This is a genomic window from Aurantiacibacter xanthus, assembly GCF_003584015.1.
Taxonomy (GTDB): Bacteria; Pseudomonadota; Alphaproteobacteria; order Sphingomonadales; family Sphingomonadaceae; genus Alteraurantiacibacter; species Alteraurantiacibacter xanthus.
This window is the reverse complement of the sequence record NZ_QXFM01000135.1, coordinates 66,777-78,032: the sequence shown is the minus strand read 5'-3', so window position 1 is coordinate 78,032 and position 11,256 is coordinate 66,777. Positions and strand designations below refer to the sequence as shown.

At 68.3% G+C, this 11,256-nt stretch carries 12 protein-coding genes; 3 read left to right on the top strand and 9 right to left on the bottom strand.

What is annotated here, in order from left to right; translation table 11 throughout:
- Nucleotides 1-201: 201 nt before the first annotated feature.
- From D2V17_RS17180 to D2V17_RS17165, 4 genes are read right to left on the bottom strand one after another with little or no spacing between them, the layout of a single operon-like run.
- Entirely contained in the window at nt 202-1,158 is a 957-nt protein-coding gene (locus D2V17_RS17180) for an AAA family ATPase (protein WP_119594240.1), read from the bottom strand.
- Between the two features lie 2 nt (nt 1,159-1,160).
- The gene (locus tag D2V17_RS17175) at nt 1,161-2,393 is read right to left on the bottom strand and encodes a DUF4350 domain-containing protein (RefSeq protein WP_119594238.1); all 1,233 of its coding nucleotides are present in this window, start codon (nt 2,391-2,393) and stop codon (nt 1,161-1,163) included.
- The gene (locus tag D2V17_RS21455) at nt 2,390-3,061 is read right to left on the bottom strand and encodes a hypothetical protein (protein WP_191229261.1); all 672 of its coding nucleotides are present in this window, start codon (nt 3,059-3,061) and stop codon (nt 2,390-2,392) included. The genes D2V17_RS17175 and D2V17_RS21455 overlap by 4 nt, the downstream gene beginning before the upstream one ends.
- A gap of 58 nt (nt 3,062-3,119) precedes the next feature.
- Nucleotides 3,120-4,028, bottom strand: coding sequence for a prephenate dehydratase (locus D2V17_RS17165; RefSeq protein WP_119594236.1), 909 nt, complete (start codon nt 4,026-4,028; stop codon nt 3,120-3,122).
- 135 nt (nt 4,029-4,163) lie between these two features.
- Between D2V17_RS17165 and D2V17_RS17160 the strand changes: the two genes are divergently transcribed.
- Nucleotides 4,164-4,811, top strand: coding sequence for a c-type cytochrome (locus D2V17_RS17160; protein WP_119594234.1), 648 nt, complete (start codon nt 4,164-4,166; stop codon nt 4,809-4,811).
- Nucleotides 4,812-4,898: 87 nt separating this feature from the next.
- On the opposite strand, the gene D2V17_RS17155 is transcribed toward D2V17_RS17160, so the two are convergent.
- The 3 genes from D2V17_RS17155 to D2V17_RS17145 form a co-directional block, all read right to left on the bottom strand.
- A complete protein-coding gene (locus D2V17_RS17155; protein WP_119594232.1) occupies nt 4,899-5,591 on the bottom strand; it encodes an RlmE family RNA methyltransferase in 693 nt (230 codons plus the stop codon).
- A complete protein-coding gene (locus D2V17_RS17150; protein ID WP_119594230.1) occupies nt 5,591-6,805 on the bottom strand; it encodes a Ppx/GppA phosphatase family protein in 1,215 nt (404 codons plus the stop codon). The genes D2V17_RS17155 and D2V17_RS17150 overlap by 1 nt, the downstream gene beginning before the upstream one ends.
- Before the next feature lie 61 nt (nt 6,806-6,866).
- Entirely contained in the window at nt 6,867-7,676 is an 810-nt protein-coding gene (locus D2V17_RS17145; RefSeq protein ID WP_119594228.1) for a sterol desaturase family protein, read from the bottom strand.
- 53 nt (nt 7,677-7,729) lie between these two features.
- Between D2V17_RS17145 and D2V17_RS17140 the strand changes: the two genes are divergently transcribed.
- Together D2V17_RS17140 and D2V17_RS17135 are read left to right on the top strand one after the other, a co-directional pair.
- Nucleotides 7,730-8,314, top strand: coding sequence for a TIGR04282 family arsenosugar biosynthesis glycosyltransferase (locus D2V17_RS17140; RefSeq protein WP_119594226.1), 585 nt, complete (start codon nt 7,730-7,732; stop codon nt 8,312-8,314).
- A complete protein-coding gene (locus D2V17_RS17135; RefSeq protein WP_119594224.1) occupies nt 8,311-9,036 on the top strand; it encodes a glycosyltransferase in 726 nt (241 codons plus the stop codon). The genes D2V17_RS17140 and D2V17_RS17135 overlap by 4 nt, the downstream gene beginning before the upstream one ends.
- A 140-nt stretch (nt 9,037-9,176) precedes the next feature.
- Here D2V17_RS17135 and D2V17_RS17130 read toward each other — a convergent pair whose 3' ends face one another.
- Complete coding sequence (locus tag D2V17_RS17130) at nt 9,177-10,172, bottom strand: SDR family oxidoreductase (protein ID WP_119594222.1); 996 nt, start codon at nt 10,170-10,172, stop codon at nt 9,177-9,179.
- Nucleotides 10,166-11,212: a methyltransferase domain-containing protein gene (locus D2V17_RS17125; RefSeq protein WP_119594220.1), complete on the bottom strand. Its 1,047-nt coding sequence runs from the start codon at nt 11,210-11,212 to the stop codon at nt 10,166-10,168. The genes D2V17_RS17130 and D2V17_RS17125 overlap by 7 nt, the downstream gene beginning before the upstream one ends.
- Between the last annotated feature and the right edge of the window lie 44 nt (nt 11,213-11,256).

The window sequence follows — 11,256 nt, the reverse complement described above, 5'->3', positions numbered from 1 at the left end:
GGCGCGAGCAGGCCCAGCAGCACCAGCGCGCGCGCTGTCGGCACGAAGGGCAGGCCGGGCAGGCGGAAGCGTTTCACACATCCTCCCCCACTGGGGGAGGGGGACCATGCGTAGCATGGTGGAGGGGCACAGGCGGAACAGGCGGCACCTGCCCCTCCACCAGCCTGCGGCTGGTCCCCCTCCCCGTATCGGGGAGGATGATCATCGCGGAGCCTCGGTCTGTTCGATCAGCTGGGCGACCAGATCCTCGACCTTTCGCCCCTCGATCTCGGCGGCGGGGCTGAGCAGCAGGCGGTGGCGCAGAGTGGCCGTGGCGAGCGCCTTCACATCGTCGGGCACCACGTAGTCGCGGCCTTCCAGAGCGGCGCGGGCGCGGGCTGCATTGGCGAGCAGCACGGCGGCGCGCGGGCTTGCGCCGCTGGCGATATCGGCATGGTCGCGGGTCGCCCGGATCAGCGCGACGGTATAGCCGACGATCTCGTCCGACAGCGTGACGGTCTTGGCGGCTTCCTGCGCGGCGGCAATGGCCTCGGCCCCGGCCACCATGGCCACACCGAAATCGTCCGCCTTCGGCGCGCCGCTACGCGCGCCGAAGCGGGCCACGATCTTCGCCTCCTCTTCCGCGCTGGGGTAGGGCACCAGCAGCTTGAAGGCGAAACGGTCGAGCTGGGCCTCGGGCAGCGGATAGACGCCCTGACTCTCGATCGGGTTCTGCGTCGCCACCACCATGAAATTGGGGCTGAGCGGGTGCGCCTCGCCGTCGAGCGTGACTTTGCGCTCCTGCATCGCTTCGAGCAGCGCGGCCTGCGTCTTGGGCGGGGTGCGGTTGATCTCGTCGGCCAGCAGCAGCTCGCAGAAGATCGGGCCGCGGGTGAGGGTGAAGCTCGAGGTCTGGAAGTTGAACAGGTTGGAGCCGAGGATATCGCCCGGCAGCAGATCGGGCGTGAACTGGATGCGCCCGAAGTCGAGCCCGCTGGCGCGCGCGAAGCATTGGGCGAGGAAAGTCTTGGCGGTGCCCGGCGGGCCTTCGAGCAGGACGTGGCCCTGCGCGATCAGGCCGATCAGCAGATGGTCGACCGGCTCGTCCATGCCGACCACGGCCTTCGCCACCTCGGCGCGGATGGCGCTCGCCAGTTCGGCGGTCTCTTCCAGCGTCATGCTCATGGGGTCAGCGTCCTTTCGATTGATCTGAGTGCGCGGCTGGCGCGCAGGATGTCAGCGGGCTTGCTTGCCTCGCGCAATATCGTGGCCCAGTGGCCGAAGCTCTCGCCCTCGTGTCCGGCGCGGATCAGCGCGCGGTCGATGGCGTGTTCGCGGGCCTCGCCCTCGGGCTCGCGCAGCGACAGGCGGCTGGCGATCCGCTGCGCCACCAGCGCGGCATAGGGCGCGCCGAGCAGGTGCCAGCGCTTGAGCCGCGCAAGCAAGGCCGCGCCGTTCATCGCGAGCTGGCGCTTGCCCTGCGCCATGGCCGGAGCTTCGGCGAAGGGCGGGCCGAAGCGCTGGAACGCGCGCCATGCCACCAGCAAGGCAGCAAGGATCAGGCACAGGGTCGCGGCAAGGAACGGCGGGGTGAAGGCGAGCGTGAGCAGGTTCTCGGTCTTGGCGAGGCCAGGCAGCGTCATGTCGAAGGTGAGGGCGAGATCCTCGTCCTCCTCCGCCGCGTGGACAAACGCGTCGGCCAGCCGCGCGCGCGTTTCGTCGGCCATGCCCCAATTGTTGACCAGATCGGGCTCGAACACGATCACCAGCGGCCAGGCGTCGTCGTCGGCATAGAGCAGGCCCGCCAGCATATCGCCCTCGCGGTCGACCACCAGCGGCTCGATCGTGCTTTCGCCCGGTTCGACCAGCGCCATGACATTGGTGCCATCGGGCAGCGTGCCTTCGTAGCCGAGCCCGGAGAAGCCGCCGGTCTCGCCGATGGCCAGTTCGGCGCCTTCGCCAAGGCCGAGCGCGTCGAACCACGACGGGGTCGTCGCATTCGCCAGCACGACCCAGCCCGGCTCCGCCTCGACCGGCACCGAATCGGGGATCGGCATCGCGATCCACTTGGGCAGGACCAGCATGGTCGGCCCCATATAGCGCCGCTGTTCGATGATTTTGGCCAGTTCCTCGCCATCGGTGTCGAAGCGCGGCGTGAGGACAAGCAGGCCGTAATCGTCGAGATTGCCTTCCGAATAGCTCAGCGACACCGTGTGCCCGCTGTTCTCCAGCAGGCTGACGAACCCGGCATAGCCATCGAGCCCGCGCGACTTCGCATGCGCCCGCCCATCGCGCTCGCTCGATCCGTCGAGCCCGTGGGCCATGGCGAACAGCAGCAGCAGGAACGAGACCGCGCCCACCAGCAGCACCAGCGCCACCGTGCCGGGGCGGAACGGGCTTTTCGCATGGCTCATAGCGCGCTGCCCGTCAGGCGGGCGAGGGCGAACTCGGCATAGGCGTCGCGGGCGGCCTGCCAGTCGTCCTGCCCCAGATGCTGCAAGGCGAACAGGCTGCGCTCGACCCGCTGCGCGATCACGCCGAAGGCTTTTCGCGCGCCCTCGGGCAGCGCCGGTTCGGCGGCGAGTTCGCGCGCGGTGCTCGACGGGTCGACGAGATCGGGCCGCGCCGTGGCGATCTGGCCGACCGAGCGTTGCAGCAGCAGGTGCGTGGCCTCGTCGAAGCGGCCTTCGGCGGCGAGTCGGTCGGCGTCTTCGAGCAGCGCCAGCGCCGCCCTGCTATCGGGCACCCAGTCGTCCTGCGGCGTGGCCGTGCGCGAGCGGCGGGCGAACAGATCGGGCGCGAACAGCCGCCACAGCAGGAAGACCAACAGCGCCACGCCAAGCGCGATCAGCACCCATTTGATCACCGGCCAGCCTTCGACGAGGCCCTGTGCCACGGGCTTGAACAGATCGCCCAGCCATTCGAGCAGATCCTTGAGCCACTGCGGCGGCTCGCTGTTTTCGGGGGCGGGCATTTCGACCGGCGCGAACTGCGTCTGCGTGTCGGCCCGCATCTGCGCATAGGCCTCGGCCAGCTCATCGCCCTGCGCCACCAGCGCCTCGCTTCCCGATCCCGTGCTCACGTCTGCCACCTCTGGCATGGGACCGGACGCGAGGCAATGACCGGGCGGTGTGCGGCGCTCAACCCCTTGCGCGGGCCTGGCGATAGGTGCCGAACATCGCCACGTCCTTGGCGTGGAAGTCGAGTTCCTCCAGTGCCCGGTCGACCGGGGCCTCGCCCGGCGCGCCCATTATATCGGCGTAGAACCGGGTCGCCGCGAAGCTCGCGCCCTGCTGGTAGCTTTCCAGCTTGGTCATGTTGACGCCGTTGGTGGCGAAGCACCCCAGTGCCTTATAAAGCGCGGCGGGCACGTTTTTGACCTCGAACACGAAGGTGGTGATCGCATCCTGCCCGGCAAGGCTCGCCGGATCGAGCGGCTCCTTCGCCAGCACCACGAAGCGGGTGGTGTTGTCATCCGCATCCTCGACGCGGGTATCGACAATCGACAGGCCATAGAGGTCGGCGGCGATGGCGGGTGCGATGGCCGCGACCGAGCGGTCGCCCAGCTCGGCCACGTGGGCTGCCGAGCCGGCCGTATCGGCATGGCTCAGCGGCACCATGTCGCGCTCCATCAGATAGCGCCGACTCTGACTGAGGGCATGCGGGTGCGAGAAGGCGGCGGTGAACGGGCCGAAGCTGCCGTCGTCCTGTGGCAGCGCCATCAGTGCGTGATGAATCGGCATGAAATATTCGCCGACGATGAACAGCCCGCTTTCCGGCAGCAGGAAATGAATATCGGCGACGCGGCCCGCCTGCGAGTTCTCGATCGGAATCATCGCGCAGCCGGCGCGCCCTTCGGACACCGCATCGAGCGCGGCGGCGAAGCTGAAACAGGGCAGCGGCAGGCACTCGGGCGCATATTCCATCGCCGCGCGATGCGAATTGGCGCCGGGCGCGCCCTGAAAGGCGATCGCGCGCGCAGGATTTTCGGCGGCGGCGGCGCGCATCTGTTCGACCAGACGCAGGGCGGGAGCGGGGAAGGAATCCATAGCGGCAGAGCCGGTAGCCGGGCATGGCATCGCTGCCAAGCGTCAATGAAGCGCCTTTCGGGTCTTGCACATGGGGCAACCAGCCCCTAGAGCGCCTACGAAATCGGGCAACACAAGCAGAAACGCGACCGGACTATGGGCGATCGTCTCAACACTATTTTTGGCTGGGTTCTTTTCTCCGGCGTCATCGCACTCGGGCTGACTGCGGTCAGTTCGCGTATTTTCCACGCCGATAAGGCCGAGTCTCCGGAGAATCCGGGCTTCCTCATCGTGGCGAACGAGAATGCGGAAGGGGCCGACGCGGGCCCGTCGCTGGCGACTCTGCTTGCCACCGGCGATGCTGCCAAGGGCGAAGCGGTCTTCGCCAAGTGCATGGCCTGCCACACCATCACCCAGGGCGGTGCCGATGGTATCGGCCCGAATCTCTATGGCATTCTCGGCAAGCCGATCGGCAAGCACGAGCCGGGCTTCGCCTATTCGAGCGCGCTCTCGGGCCATGGCGGTGACTGGACCTATGAGAACATGGACCACTGGCTGACCAGCCCGCGCGCCTTTGCCGATGGCACGAAGATGAGCTTCGCTGGCCTGTCCTCGGCTGAGGATCGCGCGAACATCATGCTGTTCATGCTGACCAACGGCGGCGGCCCCGAGCTGCCCGCTCCCGAAGCCGAAGCGCCTGCCGAAGGTGACGAGGCGGCGACCGACGGTGAAGTCGTGAGCGAAGAAGCCACCGCCGAGGAAGATGCCGAGGCGCAGCAGGTCGCGGCTGACGAACCGGCCTGATCCGGGGCTGATCACAATCAGACAATGCAAAAAGGGCCGGGATTTCCCGGCCCTTTTTCGTTGTGTCCCTGGCGGAGTTGCGAAGGGTCAGCCCTCGCTGCCCTCGTCGTCCTGAGCGCGGCCCTTGAAGCCCTGCGCCACGACGAACCACTCCGAACTGCCCTTGCGGCTGGCGGGCGGCTTGGCGTGCTTCACCGTCTTGAAGTGCCGCTTGAGCAGCGCGAGCAATTCGGCATCGGTGCCCCCGGCAAAGCCCTTCGCCACGAAGCTGCCGCCCTCGGCCAGCACTTCGACCGCGAAGTGCGCCGCGGTCTCCACCAGCGCCATGGTGCGCAGGTGGTCGGTCTGCTTGTGGCCCACGGTGTTCGCGGCCATGTCGGAAATCACCAGATCGGGCGCGCCATCGAGCGTATCGGTCAGCAGGCCCGGCGCTTCGTCGGCCATGAAGTCGAGCTGGAAGATCGTCACGCCCTCGATCGGCTCGACCTCAAGCAGATCGATGCCGACCACCGCCGCTTGCGGCGCGCGCTTCCTCACCACCTGCGACCAGCCGCCCGGCGCACAGCCGAGGTCGACCACCCGCTTCGCGCCCTTCACGAGGCCGAAGCGGTCGTCGAGTTCGATCAGCTTGAAGGCCGCGCGGCTGCGCCAGCCCTGCTCCTTGGCGAGCTTCACATAGGGGTCGTTCAATTGCCGCGTGAGCCAGCTCTGCGAACTGGCCTTGCGCTTCTTGTTCGAGGTCAGCCGCCTGACCGAATCCTGTTGTCCTGCGCGTGCCATCAATAGGTCTCCTTCTGGCGCAGACGATAAAGCGCCTGTTGCGCCGCCTGCCCCTCGGCGTCGGCGGCCATCAGCGAGCGCAGGATGCCTTCGCGAATGCCACGGTCAGCCACGCCCAGCCTCTCGGCGGGCCAGATATCGAGAATCGCTTCGAGAATGGCGCAGCCAGCCACCACCAGCTCGGCGCGCTCGGTGCCGATGCAGCCGAGCCTGCCGCGCTCGACCGGCGACATGGCCGCCAGCCCCGAGGAGATTGCGCGCATGTCGAAGGCGGGCACGATCAGCCCGTCGACGGCCTTGCGGTCGTATTGCGGCAGCTTGAGGTGCACGCTGGCGAGCGTCGTCACCGTGCCGCTGGTGCCGAGCAGGCGCAGGTCGTCGGTGTGATGAGCAGCGATGCGCTCGGAAAATTCGGCGAAGCTTTCGCGCACCAGCCTGCGCATGTTCTCGTAGCGGGCGACTCGGCCATCGCGCTCGTGCGGTTCGCAGCCGACCGTCTCGGACAGCGAGACGACACCCCAGGGGACCGACTGCCAATCGAGAATGCGCGGCACAGCACCGCCCGATTCGATCAGCACCAGCTCGGTCGAGCCGCCGCCGATGTCGAAAATCACCGCCGGGCCGCGTCCGTTTTCGAGCAGGATATGGCAGCCGAGCACGGCCAGCCGCGCCTCCTCCTCGGCGGTGATGACATTGAGCGCGATACCGGTTTCGCGGCGCACGCGCTCGATGAACTCGGCCCCGTTGCTGGCGCGGCGGCAGGCCTCGGTGGCAACCGAGCGGGCAAGGTAGACCTTGCGCTTCCTCAGCTTGTCGGCGCAGACGCGCAACGCGCCGAGCGCGCGGTCCATCGCCTCGTTGCTGAGGCGGCCGGTCTGCGCCAGCCCCTCGCCAAGCCGGACCACGCGGCTGAAGGCATCGATAACGGTGAAGTTTTCGTCTTCCGGGCGGGCGATCAGCAGGCGGCAGTTGTTGGTGCCGAGGTCGATCGCGGCATAGGCCTGATTGGTTGCTTGCTTGCCGCCTGGTTGCGGCTGTACGGGGGCTGCCGGTTCGGCGCGCCGTTGGGCGGGCGCTCTTGCCTCGGTGGCCTTGCGTGGTGTCGTGCCGGACTTGCGGGCGGACGTTCTCCCTCGATGAGGGCGCCGACGCCGTCCCCCTGGGGAGGGGCGAGCGGCGGTGTCGCGTTTGTCCGGCGGCCCTGTCTCCGCCATCGCTGTAAACTTTCCAAACTTCAAAACCCGCAGCATGAAAGCGGCGGAACCTGACAAGAAGCTAGACCAGACCGCCAGCTTGCACAAGTCGGGCGGCGAAGGGGGCCCTGAGCGCGGGCAGGAGGTGGGTGTCGCGCTCGGCCAGCGGATCGTCGACGCCGATGGTGATCGTGTCGGTGGGCACGTCGTCGCGGAAGGTGCGATGCAGGTGGTCCCACCAGGCGATGCCGGAAGACCAGTTGGAGTCCATCTCGCAAGGGTTCTGGCTGTGGTGGATGCCGTGCATGCGCGGGGTGGTGATGTGCTTGCTGAGCGCTGCATCGAGCCCGCGCGGCAGGCGCCAGTTGGCATGGTGGAACAGCACCGAGAACAGGAAGAACCGGCACCACAGGGCCAGTCCGCGCGGGCCGATCCCCGAGACGCGCACCTGCACCAGCCGCCAGGGCAGCGAGACGACCATGTCGACGAAGTGGAAGCGCAGCGCGGTCGAGGCGTCCATATCGGGGTCGACATGGTGGACGCGGTGGAAGCGCCAGAGCAGCGGCACCTTGTGGGTGGCGACGTGCCAGAGGTAGAACCCGTAGTCCATCGCGAGGAAGGCGACCGCGCTGCCCATAATGCCGCCACCGAACAGGCCCGAGAGCCCGCGTTTGTGCGCGGCATTGCGGGACGCGATGCGCTCGGTCAGCGGCACTTCGGCCGCCGAGATCGCGGCCTGACAGGCGGCCCCCATCGCGACATTGCGGGCGATGCGCGGGGCAGCCTTGCGCATTTGCTTGCGCAGGGGACGGGTGCGCTCGGCATAGAGCAGCGCGCCCACGGCTCCCGCTCCAAGCACCATTCCGGCAAGTTTGACGAGTCGCGAGGCCATCGCGCGACGATGAGCCTTCGCCTTGCGCGCGACAAGGCGCTAAAGGCTCGGTGATGGATGCATTGCGCCCGACCGTTGCCCTGTTCGCCAAGTACCCGCGTGCCGGAGCGGTCAAGACGCGGCTCGCTCCGGCGCTGGGCGAGGAGGGCGCGGCGCAATTGCATCGGCAGCTGGTCGAACGCACGCTGGCGACGGTGCGGGCCAGCGGGCTGGACTATGTGCTCTATGCCAGCGGAGCGCCGCTTGGCGACTTCGCGGCGTGGCTTGGCGACGATGTGCCGCTGGCCGAACAGGGCGAGGGCGACCTTGGCGCGCGGCTGGCGCGGGTGCCTGCGCCCGCGATCCTGCTGGGCGCGGATATTCCCGATCTCGCGGCAGACCACCTGCGCGCCGGTGCCGAGGCTCTGGCGCAAGTGCCGGTGGCGATCGGCCCGGCGGAAGACGGCGGCTACTACCTGCTCGCCTTCCGCGAGCCGGTGCCGTTCCTGTTCGACGGCATGGAATGGGGCGTCTCCACCGTGCGCGCCGAAACCGAGCGGCGGCTGTCCGAACGGGGCGTTGAATGGCGCAGTCTGCCGATGTTGTCCGATTGCGACCGGCCCGAGGATCTCGCCCGCTGGCCGGAGCTGTGCGCATGAGCCGCCTCACCATCGCTATCCCGATGCTCAACGAGGCCAAGGCCCTGCCTGCGCTGGCGGCCAGTCTGGCAAGGCTCGATCCGCCGCCGCACGAGGTGCTGTGCATCGACGGCGGCAGCGAGGACCAGTCGGTCGCACTGGCCGAGGCGCAGGGTTGGCGCGTGATTTCGACGCAGCGCGGGCGTGGCCGCCAGATCAACGCGGGCGTCGTGGCGGCGCAGGGCGAGCAGGTGCTGATCCTTCACGCCGACACCGTTTTGCCGAGCGATGCGGTGACGGTGGTGGCGGCGGCGCTGTCCGATCCGAAGGTGTCGCTGGCGAGCTTCACCCCGATCATTCGCGGGCCGGAGAAGACCCGCTGGGGCACCACCGCGCACAACTGGGCCAAGACCTGGTATGCCCCGCTGCTGTTCCGCCCGCGCCTGTTCTTTCGCGGGGCGCGGCTGTTGTTCGGCGACCATGCGATGTTCTTCCGCCGCGCGCAGTTTCTCGCAGTGGGCGGCTGCGACCCGCAGGCCATGGTGATGGAGGAGGCCGACCTGTGTATTCGGCTTGCCGCTTTGGGCCGGGTGCGGATGGTGCCGCGCGTGGTCGAGACCTCCGACCGGCGGATCGCCGAATGGGGGGCGCTCAAGGCGAACTGGATCTACCTCAAGGTCGGGCTCAGCTGGGCTCTGGGTGCGCGCGAGGGGCTGGAGCGGCACTATCCCGACGTGCGTTAGAGGGGGATGGCAGAGCATAACCTCGCAAAGCCCTTCCCCTTGGGGAAGGGTTGGGATGGGGGTTCCACGCCCAGCCAGCGCCGAGCCCCCACCCCCGGCCCCTCCCCAAGGGGAGGGGAGTAAGGTGGATCAGGGTAATGTCATCCCGGTCTGGGCAGGTAGTCGCGGGTGAAGGCATAGGCCACCTGCCGGTCTATCCACGCGGCATCGGTTGGCGGGCAGGTGAGGCCGGTCAGCCGCGTGATGTTATCCGCCACAAAACGCGGGTCGCGGGTGAAGTACGAGCCATAGGTCGCCAGCATCGCCTGCGCCACGCGGGGGAGGGCCGCGATGTCGATCTGCGCTGGGTCGACCACCTCGGGGTGGTGCAGGTGCGGCTGACGGCACACCGCATCGGCCAAAGCGCGGGCCGGGAGCGGGCTGTCGGCGCAGAGGTGGACATGGTGCCCCTGCGCTACATCGAAATGCTCGGCCAGCCGCGCGATTCCTTCCGCCACATGGCAGATCGGCACGAGGTCGAGCGTCGCCCCCTCCACCGCCGGGAACAACGGCATCCGTCCGCGCGCCATCAGGCGGAACACGTTGCACAATGTGGGAAAGTCGCGGATCGTGCCGCTGGCATGGTCGCCAAGCACGATCGAGGGGCGCGCGATCACGAAGGGCAGGCCCGATTGCTCGACCACGGCCTCGCCGCGCGCCTTGCTCGCCTCGTAGTTGTTCGCGAATTGCCTGCCCGGCGGCACCGGCGCTTCGGCAATCGCGCCTTGCTCCAGCCCGCAAACATAGGCGGTGCTGACATGCAGGAACCCCGCGCCCGCCGCCTGCGCAAAGGCCAGCGCATTGCGCGTACCCTCGACATTGATCGCCTCCAGCTCGGGCTCGGGCGCGTCGAACACGAGGCTGGCGGCGCAGTGGATCACCACGTCGCAGCGCAGCTCGACAGGGTTCAGCCCCATCAGCGGCAGGGTGACATCGCCGCTCACCATGCGGGCCAGCGGCACCGGCGCGCCATCGTTGCCGAGCACCTCGGCACGGCGGCGCACCATGCCGATCACGCGGTGCCCCCGCGCCGCCAGCCGCGCGCAGACCTCGCCGCCGATCAGGCCAGCCGCACCCGTGACGAGGACAGTCAGCAACAGGCGGTGCCGCTCTTGGCCGGGTTGGCGTCCGACTGGCCGAAGGGGATGGCCGTGCCGCAGCCGGGAAACACGCCGTAGTGCTTGGAGAAATCGCCGATGAAGTCGAAATGCGGGGCAAAGCGCGTCTGTTCGAGCATCAGCCAGGTGTTGCCACAGACGGGGAAGGTCCGCCCCGCCTCGATGGCGTGGTGCGCGTCGAGCTGGAACATGTCTTCCTCGCCCGCCACCGTGCCCTTGTAGCGCACCGCCTGCCCATAGTCCTCGCACTGCGGCTCCAGCCCGTCGAGCTTGAACAGCCGCCAGGTGGCCGAGACGAAATTGATGCCCTTGAGCTTGGCCGCCACCGCGCGGTCGTTGATCGCCAGCGGGCGGTCGGTGACAAGGCGCGGATCGGCGAAGCCCGCCTCCTTCGCCAGCCGGTCGAAGTCGCCCCAGTAGAGCGCGCCCGACAGGCATTCGCCGTGCAGCACCGGGTCGGCCAGCAGGTGCGCGGGCACGCGGCGGTCGGCATAGACGTCGGAGAAGTAGAGTTCGCCGCCGGGCTTCAAGAGCCGGTGAGCCGCGCGGAACACGGCGGCCTTGTCGGCCACGAGGTTGATCACGCAGTTGGAGACGATCACGTCGAAACTCTCGGGCGCGAGGTCCAGCGCGTCGAGCTTTTCGATATCGCCCTCGACGAAGCGGACATTGGCGAAGCCGAACCGCTCGGCGTGCCAGTCCTTGTGCGCCTCGGCCACGGCCAGCTGTTCGGGCGTGGCGTCGACACCCGTTACCGAGCCATTTGCGCCAACCATCTGTGCCAGCAGATAGGCGTCCTGCCCCGCGCCCGAGCCGAGATCGAGCACATGCGCGCCCTCGATGGCCTGCGGCACCACCAGCCCGCAGCCATAGTAGCGCGCGCGGACCTCCTCATGGATGTTCGCCATGGCGCTGCGGACCGTCTCCGAGGGCATCTCGGCGGTGCAGCAGGCGTCGGTGCGCAGGTCGGCGGAGCCGCTCAGCACCTTGCCATAATAGTCTTGCGCGTTTTCAAGCATGGCTGATCCTCCGGTTCGTTCCGCTGTAGCATTCGCCAATGGCG